The organism is Enterobacter vonholyi, from assembly GCF_008364555.1.
Taxonomy (GTDB): Bacteria; Pseudomonadota; Gammaproteobacteria; order Enterobacterales; family Enterobacteriaceae; genus Enterobacter; species Enterobacter vonholyi.
Genome location: NZ_VTUC01000004.1, coordinates 49,763 through 68,520 on the forward strand (window position 1 = coordinate 49,763; position 18,758 = coordinate 68,520).

The 18,758-nt window shown below is 59.3% G+C and carries 15 protein-coding genes; 5 read left to right on the forward strand and 10 right to left on the reverse strand.

Going from position 1 to position 18,758, the window contains the following annotated elements; translation table 11 throughout:
- Nucleotides 1-15: 15 nt before the first annotated feature.
- Genes F0319_RS06720 through F0319_RS06735 form a run of 4 tightly spaced genes read right to left on the reverse strand, consistent with a single transcriptional unit; the run spans nucleotide 16 to nucleotide 5,766 of the window.
- Complete coding sequence (locus F0319_RS06720; protein WP_136195823.1) at nucleotides 16-1,341, reverse strand: lysine N(6)-hydroxylase/L-ornithine N(5)-oxygenase family protein; 1,326 nt, start codon at nucleotides 1,339-1,341, stop codon at nucleotides 16-18.
- Complete coding sequence (gene iucC, locus F0319_RS06725; protein ID WP_149366540.1) at nucleotides 1,338-3,080, reverse strand: IucA/IucC family protein; 1,743 nt, start codon at nucleotides 3,078-3,080, stop codon at nucleotides 1,338-1,340. Before iucC ends, F0319_RS06720 begins: the two co-directional genes overlap by 4 nt.
- The gene (locus tag F0319_RS06730; protein WP_149366541.1) at nucleotides 3,077-4,024 is read right to left on the reverse strand and encodes a GNAT family N-acetyltransferase; all 948 of its coding nucleotides are present in this window, start codon (nucleotides 4,022-4,024) and stop codon (nucleotides 3,077-3,079) included. The genes iucC and F0319_RS06730 overlap by 4 nt, the downstream gene beginning before the upstream one ends.
- Entirely contained in the window at nucleotides 4,024-5,766 is a 1,743-nt protein-coding gene (locus tag F0319_RS06735; protein ID WP_149366542.1) for an IucA/IucC family protein, read from the reverse strand. The genes F0319_RS06730 and F0319_RS06735 overlap by 1 nt, the downstream gene beginning before the upstream one ends.
- Nucleotides 5,767-5,904: 138 nt before the next feature.
- On the opposite strand from F0319_RS06735, the gene F0319_RS06740 reads away from it, so the two are divergent.
- A complete protein-coding gene (locus tag F0319_RS06740; RefSeq protein ID WP_149366543.1) occupies nucleotides 5,905-7,116 on the forward strand; it encodes an MFS transporter in 1,212 nt (403 codons plus the stop codon).
- On the opposite strand, the gene mtfA is transcribed toward F0319_RS06740, so the two are convergent.
- Nucleotides 7,113-7,910: a DgsA anti-repressor MtfA gene (gene mtfA, locus F0319_RS06745; RefSeq protein WP_111966040.1), complete on the reverse strand. Its 798-nt coding sequence runs from the start codon at nucleotides 7,908-7,910 to the stop codon at nucleotides 7,113-7,115. The genes F0319_RS06740 and mtfA overlap by 4 nt on opposite strands.
- 215 nt (nucleotides 7,911-8,125) lie before the next feature.
- Between mtfA and F0319_RS06750 the strand changes: the two genes are divergently transcribed.
- From F0319_RS06750 to psrA, 3 genes are all read left to right on the forward strand, one after another.
- Nucleotides 8,126-8,272: a DUF2256 domain-containing protein gene (locus F0319_RS06750; protein ID WP_071530926.1), complete on the forward strand. Its 147-nt coding sequence runs from the start codon at nucleotides 8,126-8,128 to the stop codon at nucleotides 8,270-8,272.
- Nucleotides 8,269-9,798: a cryptochrome/photolyase family protein gene (locus F0319_RS06755; RefSeq protein WP_149366544.1), complete on the forward strand. Its 1,530-nt coding sequence runs from the start codon at nucleotides 8,269-8,271 to the stop codon at nucleotides 9,796-9,798. The genes F0319_RS06750 and F0319_RS06755 overlap by 4 nt, the downstream gene beginning before the upstream one ends.
- 92 nt (nucleotides 9,799-9,890) lie before the next feature.
- Nucleotides 9,891-10,790, forward strand: a complete 900-nt coding sequence (gene psrA, locus F0319_RS06760; RefSeq protein ID WP_111966038.1) for an L-proline-binding transcription factor PsrA — start codon at nucleotides 9,891-9,893, stop codon at nucleotides 10,788-10,790.
- On the opposite strand, the gene F0319_RS06765 is transcribed toward psrA, so the two are convergent.
- From F0319_RS06765 to F0319_RS06775, 3 genes are all read right to left on the reverse strand, one after another.
- Entirely contained in the window at nucleotides 10,765-11,553 is a 789-nt protein-coding gene (locus F0319_RS06765) for a substrate-binding domain-containing protein (protein WP_111966037.1), read from the reverse strand. The genes psrA and F0319_RS06765 overlap by 26 nt on opposite strands.
- Nucleotides 11,550-12,863, reverse strand: coding sequence for an MFS transporter (tcuC, locus tag F0319_RS06770; protein ID WP_149366545.1), 1,314 nt, complete (start codon nucleotides 12,861-12,863; stop codon nucleotides 11,550-11,552). Before tcuC ends, F0319_RS06765 begins: the two co-directional genes overlap by 4 nt.
- 281 nt (nucleotides 12,864-13,144) lie before the next feature.
- A complete protein-coding gene (locus F0319_RS06775; RefSeq protein ID WP_149366546.1) occupies nucleotides 13,145-14,443 on the reverse strand; it encodes a serine hydrolase domain-containing protein in 1,299 nt (432 codons plus the stop codon).
- A 106-nt stretch (nucleotides 14,444-14,549) separates the two neighbouring features.
- Between F0319_RS06775 and F0319_RS06780 the strand changes: the two genes are divergently transcribed.
- Entirely contained in the window at nucleotides 14,550-15,443 is an 894-nt protein-coding gene (locus tag F0319_RS06780) for a LysR family transcriptional regulator (RefSeq protein WP_094943114.1), read from the forward strand.
- Here F0319_RS06780 and fumA read toward each other — a convergent pair.
- Both fumA and F0319_RS06790 read right to left on the reverse strand, forming a co-directional pair.
- Nucleotides 15,432-17,081 (reverse strand): class I fumarate hydratase FumA, encoded by a 1,650-nt coding sequence (fumA, locus tag F0319_RS06785; RefSeq protein ID WP_149366547.1) that lies wholly within the window; start codon nucleotides 17,079-17,081, stop codon nucleotides 15,432-15,434. The genes F0319_RS06780 and fumA overlap by 12 nt on opposite strands.
- Before the next feature lie 56 nt (nucleotides 17,082-17,137).
- The gene (locus F0319_RS06790; RefSeq protein WP_023325580.1) at nucleotides 17,138-18,646 is read right to left on the reverse strand and encodes an anion permease; all 1,509 of its coding nucleotides are present in this window, start codon (nucleotides 18,644-18,646) and stop codon (nucleotides 17,138-17,140) included.
- Nucleotides 18,647-18,758 lie beyond the last annotated feature (112 nt).

Below are 18,758 nucleotides of genomic sequence, written 5' to 3' on the forward strand. Positions count from 1 at the left end.
CCCTGATTGTGTGTGTCAGTACTCGGTGGTTTTTGCTAAGGATTTAAAAACCTGACTGTTCTCCGGGCTGGTGGTGCTTCGCCAGTGGATAACGCCAGGGGTGGTAGCCAGCTCAAACGGCTCGTCGCCGTGCGCGCGATTCAAAATTCGCGCCGCACGCCAGGCCATCAGGCTGAGCTGGGGTTCGGCAATGCCGAGACGGTGCATCCCGGCATTCACGGCAAACAGGCGGTTGCTCTGCGGGCCGTCCCATTCGAGGGTGAAATCGTTGTTGATGCAGAAGGCTTCGTCCGTATCCAGATGCAGGCGGTGAGACAGCGGCGCGAGGAACGCAGGCTGCACGGCGCGATAGCCGGTGGCGAAGATCGTCACGTCGCTCTCCAGCTGCTCGCGGCCGCCGTCGAGGTGATGCTTTATGCTCAGGCGCTGTCCGTTTTCCAGGCGCGTCAGGGCCGTCACCGAGCGGGACGGCATCAGGTGCGCCCAGGGTTTTTCACGCAGCACTTCAAAGCGGTGGTACATGGCGCGGTAAATCGCCAGCAGGGACTCGGTGGTGATGCCGTCGGAGGTCATTTTCTGCTCGTGCAGCATCTGACGACGCGCCTCTTCACCGAGCGTAGAGAAGCTGTCCACGTACTCCGGCGTGAAATACTCGTTAGCAAAGGCGGCTTCATCCAGCGCGTTGTAGTTGTTGCGGCGCGAGACCCAGTTCAGGCTCAGCGGCTGGCCCCATTCGCCACGGAAAATATTCAGGAACAGGTCGGCGCCGCTCTGGCCGCCGCCGACGACGGTAACGCGCTTGCCCGTAAGGTCCGGCGTGCGCAGCATCATCTCGCTGGCGTGGAAGCAGGTATCGTCCTGCGTCGTGACGCAGTCCGGCAGGTTAATCTGTTTGCCAATCCCCACGCAGACGTGGCGCGCCAGGAAGCGGTCGCGCTGGGTCACCACCTCAAACAGGCCGCTTTTCTCATCAAAGTTCACCTGCTGCACCTGCTGGCTGAAGGCAAGGTTGGTGAGGTTGTCTGCCGCCCAGCACAGGTAGTCCGCAAACTCTTCGCGGGAGACGGTGCGCTGTTCGGTGGTCAGGAAGCGGTAGAACTTTTTGCGCTGCACCAGGTAGTTCAGGAAGCTGTGGCGGTTGGTCGGCTCAACGGCGCTGACCAGATCCTTCAGGAAGCTGGTCTGCATGTGGCAGTCCGGCACCATCATTCCCGGGTGCCAGGAGAAGTGCGGTTTACGCTCAAGAAACAGCGAGCTAAAGCCGTCCAGCCCTTCCGCCAGCGCGGCGACGCTGAGGTTAAAAGGGCCGATACCAATGCCGATGAAATCATAGGTTTTCATTGCGCTGACTCCCTGGAGGCCAGAAAAAGAGGGTTGTCTAGGTCGGTGACGTAGTTCGGCAGCATGCGGCTGCCGCCGTCGTGTTCGGAGAAGGTCAGTTTGACCGGGTTGAGGATCACGCGAATAATCTGCGGCTTGAAGAGATCGAATTTGGCGAAGCGTTCCGCAAGCTCGGGGTGCGCGGCCATATAGCGGTGCAGAACCCCGGCGAGGATCTGATAGAAACGCGTTTCGCTGACGCCGCTTTGCAGCGTGAGGCGCGAGATAAAACGCAGCACCGTCACAAAGTTGCCGGTTTGCAGATCGTGAATGATGTAATCCGCGCTCAGGCGCGCCGTGACGGCCTTCACCTGTTCCGGCAGGCTCTGGGCCTGCGGGAAATCCTCGTCCACCAGGCGCATATCGCCCTGGAAATCCTTCAGCAGGATGCGTTGCGGGACATAATCCTTCATCACCAGCGTCACGTTCTGGCCGTGGGCGATCAGCGCCACGCCGTAGCGGCAGAGCAGGTGATAGAACGGGATCACCGATGCCTCAAACAGCTTTTCCAGCCACGCTTCGGCGCTTAACCCCGATCGTTTAATCCACGCGTCGATCAGCGGGCGCCCGTTGTTGTCGGTTTCCATTAGCGCCGCCAGCAACAAAGCCTCTTCGCCATCCTGAAGATAACAGGATGGGTTCTCGCGCCAGATCACCCCCAGCATCTCCTGATAGCGATAGGGCGCTTTCGGCAGCGCCGCATAGCCCGGATGTGACAGGTATCCGGCGGCGGGTTCGCCAAGCACCTGCGCGCCAGAGCGCGCAAGCGTGGCGTCGCTGGCGAACTGCTGCTGCAGCCAGCGCGAGGCCAGCGGCCCGGCGGCAATGTATTTGCCGGGAATACCGCGATAGCAGGAGGTGTTGTAAATAGTCAGCGGAAGCTTGATGTCATAAGGCGCGCGACGGCTGGCATTTGTGAGCGTGCGCAGGGACTGCTGGGCAAGATACTCGTCGCCAAATTCGCCCAGCTCAACCATCTCACCGCGCGCCAGCTGCGCCAGGAAATGAATAGCGATCTTCTGCTGCCACTGCCACGGGTGCAGCGGTACGGGCAGCCAGCCGTCGTTGAGACCCAGCGCCTGCCAGCGGGCGTCAAAGCGGGTGCGCTCGGCGTTGTCCATGGCGCTGGCCAGCAGGGCGCTGATATCGCAATCGACGTCGCTGCTCCAGACAAGATGCTCCCGCTGAACGGCAACCCAGTGCAGACGAAAACGCCCGCGGTACTCAGGCGCGTACTGACGCAGCGCGTCCAGACCCCAGCCGCGGCGGCCTTTGTTGAAAATAAACTTCGGGTGGCCGCGCATCAGACACTGTAATTCGTCCGGGTCGAGGTGGATCAGCGCGTCCGCGTCCAGCGCTTCACGCGCCTGCAGCAGCTGTATGTCGCCTCGCAACGTGGCGTAGAGATCTTCCATGTGCTCCGCCGTTTGCGCGTCGCTCATCTCCAGCACCGCTGCCAGCTGCAGCAGCGCGCTTTCCGCCTCCACGGCGGCACCGCTGGCGGTAGTCAGGCTGTCCGGGTCGATATGCAGCCAGCCCCAGATCCCGCGCGCGGCGCAAAACTGCCAGGACTCGTTGCCCATGGTGATGCGCCAGGCGTCAGACGAAACTGGCTCGGCGCTCAGGGTGCGTTCATACTCCAGCTCGGCGAGGATCTTCGCCACCATCTCGCGGTTCACTTTCTCCCAGAGCGCGTTCACAGGCCCACCTCGCTGAAGAAGCGGTGACGCTGGCTCATGATGAGGCGCGAGCGCTTGTGCGGGAAGTCGAACTCTTTCACGGTGTCGAAACCGGCAGAGGCCAGATGGCGGAACAGGCGCTGGTTGTCGAAGCGCGGCTCGGCGACGATGCGCGCGGTGCGCGGTTCATCGAGATACAGATAGTGGCTCAGGCCGCGCAGCCAGCTGCGGATGTACTGCGCGCCGCGCCAGTTCTCTTCGCCCACCAGCATGTGCAGCCCGCGATCAAACGGCTGCCAGCGGTAGTGACGACCAATGCGGTCTTCCGCCGCCCAGTAGAGTTCAAAATAGCCGAACGGCTGGTCGTCGAAGCAGCCGATAACCGGGTAGCAGTAGGTCGAGTCAAGCTGACGGCGCAGGTAGTTTTCCTGCTCGGCCTGCGGGCCCGCCATCTCCCAGAAGGCGTTCACGCGCGGGTTGTTCATCCAGCGGGTAAAACGCTCGCCGTCCAGCGCCACGTCGGCCACGCGAAAGCTGAGGGTGCGCTTAATCTGCGGATCGTAACGGCGATACACTTCGCCCTGCGGGCGGCGAGGGCGCAGCGGGAAGTAAAGCTGACGGCTCTCGTCAAACTGCATTCCGCCGCTCGCCTGCGGCCGTTCGCCTTTCAGCCACAGCGGCAGCTGCCAGAAGGCGTCGCGCGCCAGATAATCTCCGTGGGCCAGGCCAAACAGCGCCCCAGCCTGGGGTTCATCCTGCCAGTCCGCCCACGGTAACGTAATGCCGGTCAGCGCGGGGGCGGCCACAAACAGCTGATCCAGCGCTTGCACCAGCCAGCCGTCCGGGAGCTCCTTCAGACGCTCCAGCACCGCGCTGCCGTCGAGACCCAACGTCAGCGGCAGCGCGCGATCCGTTGCGGTGCAGCGAAAGCCGTAGCCGGAATGGACAATATTCGCGATGGCCATCACGCCTTCTCCTTGTAAAACGGGTTGCTAAAGTCGAAATAGATCACCGCCGGATCGGCGATGGTGTTTTCATTGCGATCGTGCAGGTAGCAGAAGAAGTTGCCTTTGCAGTTCCAGGTCGGGCTGTCGAGAACGTAGTCGAGGCAGCGGGTCTGCTTCGCCGTGCGGCGCAGTTGGGCCAGCGCAGCACGCACCCGGGACATCAGGTTCTCCTCGCTGTCGAAACCGGCGGCAGCGAGGGCGGCGGTGACGGCAAGGGTAGAGTTCAGCAGCAGGTAGTAAGGGAAGTAGCGCAGCAGCTGGCTCTCACCGAAACGGTTTTCCACCTCCGTTTCGCCAGCCTCTTTCAGCCACGCATCGGCGCCTTCGGTCCACGCGCTGCCCTGGCAGTCGCGGTAGATAAGTCCGATCGGGAAATCCTGCTGCATCTCAACGAGGATATTTTGCTGGTGCGCCAGCAGGACCAGGCCGTAGTCCGCCTCGGCGCTGAACAGCGGGATTAATACGCGGTCGCAATAGGCGTCCAGCCAGCAGCGGGCGGCCTGGGCGAGCGGTAAATCGAGACGCTGGCTCAGACGGCGCACCGCCGCGGCCAGCAGGCTGTCGCCGCCGTCCGGCGCGGCCTGCGTCAGGCTGACCAGCACGTTGGTCTGGGTGTCTGGCGTATCGAACAGCAGATTGACGCGCAGGGCCATCAGGCTCTCTTCCTGAATAGCGCCGCTTTCGTCGCGCAGCCCCGCCCAGCCGTCTTCCTGCATCACGCGCATGGTCGGGTAGCGTGCCTGTAAATCTTGCCAGCGTTCCGTTTTCGCCAGGCGCGCCAGGCGCATGCCGCGCTTAACTTCTTTGACCGACAGCGTGCGCACGGAGTTGGTCAGGCGCACGCTGAGGGAGAACTTAATCATGTCGCAGTTAGTTTCGCTGTACAGCGAGCGGGAGGAGCTGGTGGGCAGCCACTGTGCGCCCGCTTCACCCAGGTCCTGCAGTGAACCGTTTTCTGCCAGACGCTGGCACCAGTCCTGCTCCAGCAGATAGTCGGCCTGCCACGGATGCATGGGCAGCAGCCAGCGGGTGTCGGTGAAGTGGCTGAGCAGCTCGGGCGCGCTCTGGGCCGCGAAGCGCAGCAGACGTTCGCGCAGGGAGACGTTCAGGCTGTCGCCGGCAACGAGCGTGCTCTCAACGGCAAACCAGCGCAGCGGGAAGCGTGAGGCGAAATCGGGCAGGTAGCGGCGCGCCTCGGTTTCGTTAAACGGCTCGTGCGACTTTGGTGCCGGGTGAAACGCGTGGCCGACCAGCAGCGCCTGTTCCGCGTCGGCAAACGTCAGCGGCTTATCGCGCAGGGTTGCCCAGTTGTGGCGTAAATCAATCGCCTGCCAGGTGTGGGAATGGCTTTCGAGAACGCGCTGCTTAAAACGCGCCAGCGTGTCGGCATCCAGCGAGCCTTTTACGGACGGTTTTTCGAGAATTAAATCAACCAGTTGAGAGAATGTGACAGCGTCACTACGATCTTGGTTGCTCTGAATAAGCGTTGCCGGTAAACGGTACTGATGGTGTTGGGTGGGAGAGAAATAGCATACCGGCACCCGAAGCGCCTGGGTCTGGGAAAGCGGGATATGGATCTCAGATAGCGCATCCGCATCGGTAGCGGGGAGATAGCGCCAGTCCTTCGTTTCGCGCAACAGGGCGTTTAAAAAACACTGGGCTGCAACGTCTGTACCGGCTGAGCGGGGCAGAGCACGCATAGATGTACCTCATTCCATGATTGATAATAATTCTCGTTATGATATTCATTCTGTTTACAGTCGCAACCATTTTTGCAATATTTGTTTTCATAAATTTCATAATTTCCACACATTTATTGACACTATGTTCACATTCTCATGCGCGCTGACTCTGAAATATTGACCGAAAACGTCACCTCAAAAGCCAACTGGCCCCTGGCGTTATGTGCGGGTTTATTAGGTGTCGGGCAAAACGGCCTGCTGGTGATGCTCCCGCAGCTGGTGAACCTGACCGGGCTGTCGCTCTCGGTCTGGGCCGGACTGTTGATGTTTGGATCCATGCTCTTTTTACCCGCATCGCCCTGGTGGGGGCGTCAAAGCGAGCGAAAGGGGTGTAAGTACGTGATGCTCGCCTCGCTGGGCGGCTATCTGGCCAGTTTTGTCGTGATGGCGCTGGTGGTCTGGGCGATGGCAGCCGGAAGGCTGGATACCGTCTGGGGACTGGGGGGGCTTATATTCTCGCGCCTGCTCTACGGACTGACGGTCTCGGGGCTGGTGCCTGCAGCCCAGACGTGGGCAATTCAGCGTGCGGGACTGGAGAAAAGAATGGCCGCGCTGGCGACGATAAGCTCCGGCCTGAGCTGCGGGCGTTTGCTCGGCCCGCCGCTGGCGGCGCTGATGCTCAGCGTTAATCCGGTGGCGCCGCTCTGGCTGATGGCGGTTGCGCCGCTTATCGCTCTGCTGCTGGTGCTTCGCGAAGTCGCTGATCCGCCGCTACCGCCGGTAGCCCACCAGGCAACCCGCCTGCAGGCCTCCATGCTGCCGTTCCTGTTGCTAGCGCTGCTGCTGGCGGCGCTGGTAAGCCTGATGCAGCTTGGCCTGTCGCCGCATCTTAGCCCGTTGCTGGACGGCAACGCCCGGGAGATCAGCCATCATGTCGCGCTCCTGCTGAGCCTTGCCGCGCTGGCCACGCTCGCGGCACAGTTTCTGGTGGTCCGCCCGCAGCATTTCACCCCGATGACGTTGCTCTGCATCGCGGCGGTGTTGATGGTGGCAGGACTAGGGCTGATGACTGTCGCCGGTTTAGCGCTGTTCTACGTGGGGATTGTTATCACGTCACTCGGGGCGGCGATGGCCACGCCGGGCTACCAGTTGCTGCTTAACGACAGGCTGACCACCGGGAAAGGGGCGGGCGTCATCGCCACCAGCCACACGTTAGGCTACGGCGTCAGCGCGCTGCTGGTGCCCGTGGTGACGCGTTTTTACGGCGAGCAGTCTTTAACGGTAGCCGCATGGGGAATGGCATTGCTGTTTTTAGCGTTGAGCATAGGGGTACGGTCAACCGAGCGTCCCCCTGCTGAAAAACCTTAATGGATCTGACGGGAGGAATGGCCGCCAGACTCCTCATTTTGCCGCAGACGCTGCAGGGGATCCTGCTGATAAAACTGGCAGAAGCGCTGCCACAGCGCCGGGAAGCGGGGCGCGAAGAGCTCGGGCGCGCTGAAGAAATACTCCGAGAGCACCGCAAAGCACTCGGCCGGGTCGGTTGCCGCATAGGCGTCAATGCTGGCCGCGCTTTCGCCTACAAGGTCTATTTCATCCTGAATGTTATCCATCGCCGCGTGCAGATCGTGCTCCCAGCCCGCCACTTCGCGAAGCGGGATAAATGGAACGCCGCTGGCGCGATCGCCGTTGCGGGTATCCAGCTTATGCGCTACCTCATGGATAATCAGGTTAAAACCGGAGGCGTCGAACGAGTCCTGAATATCGAGCCAGTTGAGGATAATCGGCCCCTGCTGCCAGCTTTGTCCGGACTGCACCACGCGCTGGTTGTGCACCAGCCCGATATCGTCCTGCCATTCGTCATCCACTACGAACGGTGCGGGATAGATTAGCACTTCGTGGAAACCGTCCAGCCACTCAATGCCGAGCTCAAGCACCGGCAGACAGAATAGCAGGGCGATGCGGGCGTTTTTAAGCGGATCGAGCTCGAAACCCTGCAGTGGAACCAGGCGTTTTTGCTGTAAAAAACGATCCGCAAGCTGAACCAGTTTCGCTTGTTCATCCGGCTTAAGATTAGCCAGAACAGGGATTGTCAGCGCGTCATTCCATGGCAGCGCCATATCCCGGCCAGCTTCATTCGTTTTCCAGGGCCACTTTATCATCGCTTTGCTCGCAAACTCGTCACTTGAACAAAAATGGGAAAGTCAGGTTCGGTTAAGATGCCAGAAAATCGCGCACTGCGACAATTCCAGCCTGAATAAACTATCATTCGTACGTAGCGGTGGGTAGCGGTTTGCGGGCATCACCTTCATTTTGTGAAGTCTGTCGTAGCCTTCATCCACAGGTTCAGTGAAAAAATCAGTACGGTATTGAAAAGATGAGCGATTTCAAAGGTAACAAGCAGGACCTGCCCAGTCGACTGTGTGTGCACTGCCAGCGGCCTATGACGTGGCGCAAGAAATGGGCGAAATGCTGGAATGAGGTTAAATACTGTTCCGAGCGTTGCCGCAGGAGCCACCGTTGACCGAGCTGCGTCTGATCCTGGGCGATCAGCTTAATCCGCATCACAGCTGGTTTGATACCTGCAGTCCGAACGTCATTTACGTGATGCTGGAACTCCGGGCAGAAACCGCCTATGTGCTTCATCACGCCCAGAAAGTTATCGCTATCTTCGCCGCCATGCGCGCGTTTGCCTCTGCATTAAAGGAGAAGGGGCATCGGATGAGGTATGTCCGGCTCTCTGACGGCTCAAACCGCGGCGCGCTGGAAGACAATCTCAACGCGCTTGTCGCGCATTACGGCGCGGGTAGGGTGATATGGCAGGAGCCCGACGAATGGCGTCTGGATACGCAGCTGCAGGCGTGGGCGAAAACGGTCTCCGTTGAAACGGCCTGCGTCAGCAGCGAGCATTTTTTCACCGTGCGGGAACAGGTCAGCGCGTTCTTTGCGTCACGCAAAAGCTGGCGAATGGAATACTTTTACCGGGAAATGCGTCGTCAGCACGGCGTGCTGTTAACCTCTGAAGGCGATCCGGAAGGGGGGAAATGGAACTTCGATGCTGAAAACCGCAAGCGCTGGTCCGGCGAGCCGCCCGCGCCGGGCGACTCGCGTCCCGGCCACGATTATTCAGCCTTATGGGCGGAGATCCAACGCTGTGGGGTAAAGACCTTCGGCGAATCGCAGGCCGACAATTTTCGCTGGCCGCTTAACCGTTCGGAAGCCAAAGCCAGGCTGGAGGAATTTATCACTCACGTGCTCCCCCATTTTGGCGCCTGGCAGGACGCGATGCACGCGGAGGAACCTTTTCTTTTCCACTCGTTAATTTCATTCGCGCTAAACACCAAAATGCTTAATCCGCGGGAAGTGGTCGCAGCCGCCCAGCAGGCATGGCGTTCGGGCCATGCGCCGCTGCCCGCCGTTGAAGGGTTTATCCGACAAATTCTCGGCTGGCGGGAGTACGTGCGTGGGATTTACTGGTCGCAGATGCCGGGCTATCGGGATCTGAATGCCTTAGACCAGCACGTTCCGCTGCCGGACTGGTTCTGGACCGGCAGGACGCAGATGCGCTGCCTGGCGCATGCCGTTGGACAGTCGCTCACCGAGGCTTACGCCCACCATATCCAGCGCCTGATGGTCATCGGGAACTTTAGCCTGCTCAGCGGCCTGTCGCCGCAGGCGGTTCATGAATGGTATCTGGGGGTCTATATTGATGCCTTCGAATGGGTGGAGCTGCCCAACACCCTCGGCATGAGCCAGTTTGGCGATGGCGGGTTACTGGCGAGTAAACCCTACGTCTCGAGCGCGTCATATATTCATAAGATGAGTAATTACTGTCAGGGGTGCCGGTATCAACATAACCAGCGCACTGGGGAGCTGGCGTGCCCCTTTAATGCCCTTTACTGGGATTTCTTTGCGCGCAATCAGGCGCGTCTGGGTAACAATCCCCGCCTGGGCATTGTCTTTAAACAGCTTGCGGACATGAAGGAAGAGGAGCGGCAGGCCATTGCCGATCGTGCAGGGTATGTTCGCCTGCATCTCAACGACCTTTGACCTATTTCATCGCCGTACAGGTTGCGGTGGTTCCGTAAGACGCTATTATTTTTGACTTTGTTGCGTATTCCCTGACAGGACATCCAGACGCTATGCCCGTGAATTTTGACCTTAACGATCTTTATGCTTTCAGAGCGTTAGTGGAATACGGTAACTTCCGTGTCGCTGCTGAATCTATCTGCTTATCCCAGTCGGCCCTGAGCCGCAGGATTGAAAAGCTGGAAGCCGCGCTGGGAAACCGGCTGTTCGATCGTACCACCCGCCGCGTGGCCTTAACGTTATACGGGCAAAACTTTGCCGAGCGCTCCGCGCAGCTGCTCGACAACGTTGAGTCAATGCTGGCGGATGTCGATAAAGCCAGCGAAGAGCGGACGGGGCTGATCACGGTTGCCACGGTACCTTCCGCCGCCTGTTACTTTATGCCTGATGTGATCCGTCGCTTTCAGTCTCGCTATCCGCGCGTGCGCATTAAGCTCATCGACAGCAGCGCGGGGAATGTGATTGACGCCGTGGCCCGAAGCCAGGCGGATTTTGGTATCTGCTTCGCAGGAAACCTGCCGTCTGAAATCGAATTTTTCCCGCTGGTGGAGGATGTCTACGTCGCGGCGTGCAGAAAGGATCATCCGCTGGCGCAGAAGAGTCACCTGACGTGGCAGGCATTTTATCAGCAGGATTATATCTCTCTCGATAAAACGTCAGGTAACCGCAATCTGCTCGATCGGATGCTGGGGGATATCGTTCCCGAGCGGCCCAGCGTCTGCGAAACACGTCACGTTACCACGATGCTCGGTATGGTTGAGGCGGGGATCGGCATCGCTGCCGTTCCCGCCATGTCGATGCCGACCTCAGAGCACACGCTGCTGACGCATCTGCCGCTGGTGGCGCCGGAGGTCAAACGCACCGTAGGGCTTATCCGGCGCCGGGGGCGCATCCAGTCTTATATCGCGGCTGAACTGGAAAAGCAGATCACCGAGCAGTATCGCCGGACGTAACGGGGATCATCCCCGTCTTCTCGATGACGGCGCGTGAGGGCGGTGAGGCGAGATAGGTCAGCAGCGCTTTCCCCTCGTCAGGATGTTCAGCGTGACGGGTGACCGCACCCGCGAAGCGCGTGATGTATTGCAGATTATCCGGGATTTTACCGATAAAGGTGACGCCCTGAACGGGCAGCAGCTCGCTAACCTGCTGGAAGCCCACGGCGTATTTTCCTTTCGCCACTTCAGAGGCGACCGGGATACGCTCGACCATTGTCGCTTTACCCGCCACTTCTTTTTCAATCCCCAGCTTTTTGAACAACGTCTGGCTGACGTACCTACCGCTGGCGCTGTCAGAGTAGGCGATGGAGCTGGCCTGCAGCAGCGTTTCACGCAGTTTCGCATCGCTGCTGATATCAGGGACATCCGCACCTTTTTTCACCACCATGCCAACGGGAGAGTCCGCGAGTTCCGTTCGCGAACCCGGCTGGGTCTGGCTGGCTTTTTCGAGTTTCTCCAGCGCATCGCCCACCATAATCACCACGTCGGCCTTCTCGCCGCGCGCCAGACGGTTTGGGATCGCCTGCGGCGTAGCGCCCATTGAGGGGCCGGGGATGATCACGATTTTATCCCCGGTCTGGCGTTCATATTCCGGAGCCAGTTTTTCAAGGGCGGCTTTGAAGCCGCCTGAGATCATAACCTTTACGTCCTGGGCAAAGGCATTGACGCTCAGGAACATCAGCACCAGCGCGCTGGCGGTATAGCGATAAGTGCGTTTCATACTGCCCCCTGTGACTTGACGGTGTTTTGCAGCGATACCGCACGGCGGCGGTAGAGGTAGAGCGTGGCCAGCAGGGCACACACCGCGGCGAAGCTCATCCAGTAGCCAGGCGAAGCTTTGTCACCGGTGTATTCAATCAGCGCGGTGGACATCACCGGGGTAAAGCCGCCAAAGACCGCCGTTGCCAGGCTGTAAGCCAGCGAGAACCCTGCCACGCGCACTTCGGCAGGCATGATCTCCGTCAGGGCCGGGATCATCGCGCCGTTATACAGGCCGTAGAGGAAGGAGAGCCACAGCAGCACGCTCAGCATCATGGAGAAGCTGGGCGAGTTCGCCAGCAGCGTCAGAGCCGGGTAGCTGGTCGCCAGCGCCAGCAGGGTCATGGCAATCAGCACCGGCTTGCGGCCAAAACGGTCCGACAGGGCACCGCCCACCGGCAGCCAGATGAAGTTAGAGATCGCCACCAGCAGCGTGACCAGCAGGCTGTCTGACGCGCTGAGCATCAGCACTTTTTTGCCAAAGGTGGGAGCGTAGACGGTGATCAGGTAGAACGCGGTGGTGGTCATCGCTACCATCAGCATGCCCGCGACCACCACCTGCCAGTTGCTAAGCAGCGTTTTAAAGACCTGACGCATCTCCAGATGCTGGCGGCGCGCGCTGAACTCTTCCGTCTCTTCCAGCTTGCGGCGCAGGAAGAAGATAAACGGCACGATTAAACAGCCGAACAGGAATGGGATGCGCCAGCCCCATTCGCGAATGGCGATCTCCGCCATCAGGGCATTCAGAGCGAAGCCCATCCCCGCGGCGACCATAATGGCGACCTGCTGGCTGCCGGACTGCCAGCTGGTGTAAAACCCTTTGCGGCCCGGCGTGGCGATTTCAGCCAGATAGACCGAGACGCCCCCAAGCTCCGCACCGGCGGAAAAGCCCTGCAGCAGACGGCCCGTCAGCACCAGCAGCGGCGCCCACAGACCGATGCTTTGATAAGAGGGGATAAGCACGATCAGAAACGTCCCCGCCGCCATGATGGAGAGCGTGACGATCAGTCCCTTTCTGCGCCCCACCTTGTCGATATAGGCGCCAAGCACGATGGCCCCGATGGGACGCATCAAAAAGCCCGCGCCGAAGACGGCGAAGGTCATCATCAGCGACGCAAATTCACTGCTCGCCGGGAAGAACGTGTGGGCGATATATGTGGCATAGAAGCCGAACAGAAAGAAATCGAACTGCTCAAGAAAGTTGCCGGACGTCACGCGAAGTATGGCGCCCGCTTTCGAGCGTACGGTTGCAGGTGAGGTTGAGGAAAACATGGTTATCTCCAGTTTTATTGTTGACGTTTTACGCGTCTGTTTCTGAAAACTGGATCAGGATGAGGAATTAGATAAGCGCAAATGCCGCATCGACTGATGCATTTCTTGCATGAATATAATCCGACGAATAAATACAATTAATGGCAACAATAACTTAACAAACGGTTGGCTTTTTATTCACCAATATTCTGTAAGTCTCTGATATTGCGATTTTGTGATGTGGCGCAGAGGCGCGTTTCAGAATGAGCCGGGTAACCGCTTCATTACCCGGCTGATGCAATTTAGCGCAGCGCCCTGGCAATCGCGCTAAACATCAGAGAGGCTTCCAGCGGCTGGGCACTGAAGGACGGTTCCGCCTGCGGCCAGGTAGACCACTGGACGATGACCAGATTTTCCTTTGGGTTCACCACGATCATTTGCCCGAAAATGCCCAGCGCCCAGAGCGAACCTTTCAGCGAATCCTGTGCCGTCGGCTCTACGCCCGTGGCGTTGGCGGGCACTTCATTGTTCCACCACTGATAGCCATACAGCCCCTCGGGATGGGCGTCTGACACCGAGCCTTTGGCCTTCGTCCAGTCTGACGACTGCCTGATCCAGTTTTCCGGCAGTACGGTCTTACCGTTCGGTAACGTACCGTTGTTCAGGATAAATTGCCCGAAGCGTCCCCAGTCCTCCAGCGTGGCGTTAAAGCCGTGCGCGCCGACGTCGTGCTGGCCTTTGCTGTAGGCATGCCACACGCCGTCGCTCGCCATGCCGTAAGGCTGCCAGATGCTTTTCTCCAGATAGGCTGCGAGCGTCATGCCGGTGGCCCGCTCCAGCACGTCACCCAGCAGCCAGGCACCGCCCGAAGAGTAAGACCAGTTCTCTCCGGCCGGATGCGCTCTGCGCAGCCCCTTCACCAGCTTGCGCACGCAGTCATAGGTACCCGGCTTCGCCTCGCACTCGGTGAGCTGCGCAAAGTCGGAGTGGGGGTTGGTGTAATCCTCGTTCCAGGCCACGCCGGACGTATGGGTGATCAGCTGTCTGAGCGTCACGCCGTCCCACGCGGTGCCTTTCAGATCGGGTTCATACCGCGTGATCCGATCGTCAAGCGAGTGGATCTTTCCCTCTTTGAGGGCTACGCCCACCAGCGCCGATACCACCGATTTCCCAACCGAGCGCGAGGTCCAGAGCGTCGAGTCGGTATTGCCCTCTCCAAGATACTTCCAGGCGATTTTGCCGTCCTTCAGCACCAGCATGCCGCTGACGTTCTGCCGCTGGAGGTAGTCCTTAAGGCCGTAGCGCCTGCCGTTAACCTGATAGTGTGCGTCCGTGAGCGGCTTGTCCGACATTTCCAGCGGCACGGCGCTACCGTGGCGGAAAACATCCCCGGGGTAGTTGCGGTAGTCATTGCGAAAGCCCACCACGCGATCGGCCTGACTCCAGGTGAGCATCTTATGGGTGTCAGGCAGCGTGGTGTCGAAGGGGGCAGGGCAAGCGCTGAGGTCGGTGCCTATACAGGCGGCCACTGCCGCAGGGGAGATCAGGGTGCTGAAGATAAGGCCCGCCAGCAGGGCATGGTTTACTTTTCTGTTTTTCATATCCGTCTCTTACAGGTTAGGAACGGCTTCAGTTTAAAAACCCCGGGGCTATAATAAAAAACGCGTAGCGGGGGAAAATCCCCCTAAAAAACAGAGGGAGCGTAGCGTGGCGGGACTGATTTACTCTTTTGCACAGCTCGAGGCATTTACCGCCGTGGCCGAGAACGGGAGCCTGAGTAAAGCCGCGGTGGCGCTGAAGAAGGACCGAACGACGCTTCGCGATCTGGTTGATTTTCTTGAGGATGGGTTAGGCTACGCGCTGTTTATTCGCGACGGCCGCACCCTGCGGCTCACGCCCGAAGGGGAACAGCTTCAGCGCCAGGCGCACCTCCTGATGCGGCAGGTAAAAGCCTTTGAGGCGTTTGCCAGAGAGGTGCCGCACGGTGCCACGCAGGACCTGACGCTGGTCTACGATCCTTTTACGCCCAGAGCCTTTCTGCATGGGGTGATTGCTGAAATGGCGGTGCGAAAAATCCGCCTGAGCCTTATCTGCGCCTCGCGGGATGAATCGGAACGGCTGCTGGCGAATAACGACGCGGATCTGGCCATCTGCCAGGCACGCAACCGCAGCGTGGGCAACGATATGGAGTGGCGGGCCCTGGGGGCCATCGAGATGGATTTTTATGCCGCCAGCGGGCTGTTTGCGGACAGTGCTTCCCCTCTGTCGCTGCTCGATCTCTCCCTGGTACCTCAGGTCGTAATGCACCCCGCCTCGGACGAGCCGGTGGCGCGCCGCCTGCAGATTTCCGGGCATACCCTCTTTACCAATGAGCCGGAGATGCTGCGCGGTCTGCTGGAGCGCGGCTGCGGCTGGGGATTCTTACCGACGCATTTTCACGCCGGTCAGTGGCAAAACGTAAAAAGGCTGCACACCGAAGTGGGCAGCCAGGGAATTGGTCAGACGATGGTCACCATCTGGAAGCCGGGGAGCGACAAGCGCAGCACAATCGCTGAAACGCTGTCGCTCTTGCCGGACGTATGGAAGCAATCAGCGCTGTGAACAGCCTTTACACTGCTGGTTCTGGATCTGCTGGAAGAAATCGTTGCCTTTGTCATCCACCAGGATAAACGCCGGGAAGTTCTCGACTTCGATCTTCCAGATAGCTTCCATGCCCAGCTCCGGATACGCGACGCACTCCAGGCTCTTAATGCTGTTTTGCGCCAGCACCGCCGCCGGGCCGCCAATGCTGCCCAGGTAGAAGCCGCCGTGCTTATGGCAGGCGTCGGTTACCTGCTGGCTGCGGTTGCCTTTTGCCAGCATGATCATGCTCGCGCCGTGGGACTGCAGCAGGTCCACATATGAATCCATGCGTCCCGCCGTGGTTGGGCCAAGTGAGCCAGACGCGTAGCCTTCCGGCGTTTTGGCCGGGCCCGCGTAGTAGATCGGGTGATCTTTGACGTACTGCGGCAGTTCTTCACCGTTGTCGATCAGCTCTTTCAGCTTCGCGTGGGCGATGTCGCGCGCCACGATGATGGTCCCGTTCAGCGACAGGCGGGTAGAGACCGGGTGCGCAGAAAGCTGCGCCAGGATCTCATTCATCGGCTTGTTCAGGTTGATGCTGACCACGTCGCCTTCGCCCTGCTGGCGCAGCGATTCAGGAATATACTGGCCCGGGTTGTGCTCCAGCTTCTCAATCCAGATCCCGTCGCGGTTGATTTTCGCTTTGATGTTGCGGTCCGCGGAGCAGGAGACGCCCATGCCAATCGGGCAGGACGCGCCGTGGCGCGGCAGGCGGATCACGCGGATGTCGTGGGCGAAGTATTTACCGCCAAACTGCGCGCCGAGGCCGAGGTTCTGTGCTTCCTGGAGCAGCTCCTGTTCGAGCTGAACGTCGCGGAACGCCTGGCCGTGTTCGTTGCCTTCCGTTGGCAGCGCGTCGTAGTAGCGCGTGGAGGCCAGCTTCACGGTTTTCAGCGTGGCTTCCGCCGAGGTTCCGCCGATAACAAAGGCAATGTGGTACGGCGGGCAGGCTGCTGTCCCCAGGGTACGCATCTTCTCAACCAGGTAATTTTTCAGCTTAGCCGGGGTGATCAGCGCTTTGGTTTCCTGGTAGAGATAGGTTTTGTTGGCAGAACCGCCGCCTTTTGCCATGCACAGGAATTTGTATTCGTCACCGTCCACGCTGTAGAGGTCAATCTGCGCGGGCAGGTTGGTGCCGGTATTCACCTCTTTATACATGTCCAGCGCAGCGTTCTGGGAGTAGCGCAGGTTGTCTTCAATGTAGGTGTTGTAAACCCCCTGGCTCAGCGCCGCTTCGTCACCGCCGCCGGTCCAGACGCGCTGGCCTTTTTTACCCATGATAATGGCCGTGCCGGTATCCTGGCAGGTCGGCAGCACGCCTTTGGCCGCGATCTCAGAGTTACGCAGGAACTGCAGGGCAACGTATTTGTCGTTCTGGCTGGCTTCCGGGTCGTTGAGAATGGCGGCAACCTGCTTCTGATGGGAAGGACGCAGCATAAACGCGGCGTCGTGGAAGGCCTGTTGCGCCAGCAGGGTCAGGGCTTCCGGCTCCACTTTCAGGATTTCCTGGCCTTCGAACTCGGCAACGGAGACGTGCTCTTTGGTCAGCAGGTAGTATTCGGTGTCGTCATGCGAAAGAGGGAAGGGGTTCTGGTAGATAAACGGTTTGTTTGACATAGCGTATTGCTCCACAAAAAATAAAACCGCCGGAGGAGAAGTCCGGCGGTCAGGAATCAGAACATCATGGACATCCACGGATAGCCAATCAGCAGGAGGGCCGCCAGGAAGATGGCACCGAAGATGGTGCCGAGGCGCCAGTAGTCTTTGGTTGGCAGGTAGCCGCTACCGTAGTAGATCGGGCTTGGGCCAGTACCGTACGGGGTGATGATCCCCATCACACCCAGCGAGGTCACCATCAGCAGAACAAACACTTCCATATTCATGCCCGGGATGGTGGAAGCGATGGTCAACATCGCTGGCAGTAGCGCCGTAGTGTGCGCGGTGGTGCTGGCAAACAGGTAGTGCAGCAGGTAGAACGCCAGCAGCAGGACGATGGTCGCCACGCCCGGAGAGATACCGCTCATCAGCAGACCGCCTTCTTTACCCAGCCAGCTGATAAAGCCGGTAGAGGAGAGACCATCCGCCAGCGCCACCAGGGTGGCGAACCAGACGAAGGTGTTCCACGCGGCTTTGTTACCGGTGATGTCGTTCCACTCCAGCACGCCGGTCCACAGCATCAGGCCGACGATGAGCAGGGCAGCCATAGCCGGTTCAATCCACGCGGCGGCGAAGATCCACATCAGCAGCGCGCAGCACACGAACACCAGCAGCAGAATTTCATTGCGGGACAGTTTGCCGAGTTTTTCCAGTTCGCGGGTCGCCCACAGCGGCACTTCGTTGTTGACCTTCACTTCAGGCGGGTAGAACCAGTAGGCCAGCAGCGGCATGGTCAGAATCAGCAGAATACCCAGCGGCAGGAAGGCGAGGAACCAGGTGCCCCAGGAGATATCAATCCCAACCGTACTTTTCACCAGCGCCAGGGCCAGCAGGTTTGGCGCGAGGGCGGAGAGGAACATTGAACTTGTGATACAGGCCGCGGTGATCGCCACCCACATCAGGTACGAACCAATCTTACGCGCGCTTGGGTCATTAGGTTTTGAACCGTACAGCGGCGGCAGGTTAGCGATGATCGGGTAGATGGTCCCGCCGCTGCGCGCGGTGTTGGACGGGGTGAACGGTGCCAGCAGCAGGTCAGCAAACGTAATTGCGTAACCGAGCGTCAGGCTGCGACGGCCGAGGTATTTCACCAGAATCAGCGCCAGACGGCGGCCGAAGCGGGTTTTGTCATAGCCTGCGGCGAACATAAAGGCACCGAAAATCAGCCAGACGGTAGAGTTACCAAACCCGCTTACCGCCCATTTAAAGGAGGCGCCAGCCAGCTTGAATTTAGGATCGGCCAGCTGTTCAGGGCTAAACAGCACCCACTGGCTGCACAGGGCAATGGCGACCACGCCGGTCAGACCGATCACCGCACCTGGCAGCGGTTCGAAGATCAAACCGACGATCACGCCGACAAAGATTGCGAAGTAGTGCCATGCGTAAGGAGGCAGGCCTTCCGGTACCGGAACAAACAGCAGCAGTACGGCGACGATGACGGGCAGTGCCATCATCAGCAGACGTTTTGCGTTTCCATTTGATGCCTGGTTCGCCACAGGGGGCGTTACAGCAGTTTTTGTATTCATAGTTTCACGTCTTAAGTTGTCAAAGATTCGGTCGAACTGAAAAACAAAATCACTTTCTTAAGTTTCTTTGCTTTTTTTAGTTATTAAAGGTGCAATTTTGTATTTTCAGTAA

Coding starts and splice junctions, on each gene's coding strand:
- F0319_RS06790 (WP_023325580.1), bottom strand. CDS start 18,646: ATGAATACAAAAACTGCTGTAACGCCCCCTGTGGCGAACCAGGCATCA.
- F0319_RS06720 (WP_136195823.1), bottom strand. CDS start 1,341: ATGAAAACCTATGATTTCATCGGCATTGGTATCGGCCCTTTTAACCTC.
- mtfA (WP_111966040.1), bottom strand. CDS start 7,910: ATGATAAAGTGGCCCTGGAAAACGAATGAAGCTGGCCGGGATATGGCG.
- F0319_RS06735 (WP_149366542.1), bottom strand. CDS start 5,766: ATGCGTGCTCTGCCCCGCTCAGCCGGTACAGACGTTGCAGCCCAGTGT.
- F0319_RS06775 (WP_149366546.1), bottom strand. CDS start 14,443: ATGAAAAACAGAAAAGTAAACCATGCCCTGCTGGCGGGCCTTATCTTC.
- fumA (WP_149366547.1), bottom strand. CDS start 17,081: ATGTCAAACAAACCGTTTATCTACCAGAACCCCTTCCCTCTTTCGCAT.
- F0319_RS06740 (WP_149366543.1), top strand. CDS start 5,905: ATGCGCGCTGACTCTGAAATATTGACCGAAAACGTCACCTCAAAAGCC.
- F0319_RS06750 (WP_071530926.1), top strand. CDS start 8,126: ATGAGCGATTTCAAAGGTAACAAGCAGGACCTGCCCAGTCGACTGTGT.
- F0319_RS06730 (WP_149366541.1), bottom strand. CDS start 4,024: ATGGCCATCGCGAATATTGTCCATTCCGGCTACGGCTTTCGCTGCACC.
- tcuC (WP_149366545.1), bottom strand. CDS start 12,863: ATGTTTTCCTCAACCTCACCTGCAACCGTACGCTCGAAAGCGGGCGCC.
- F0319_RS06765 (WP_111966037.1), bottom strand. CDS start 11,553: ATGAAACGCACTTATCGCTATACCGCCAGCGCGCTGGTGCTGATGTTC.
- psrA (WP_111966038.1), top strand. CDS start 9,891: ATGCCCGTGAATTTTGACCTTAACGATCTTTATGCTTTCAGAGCGTTA.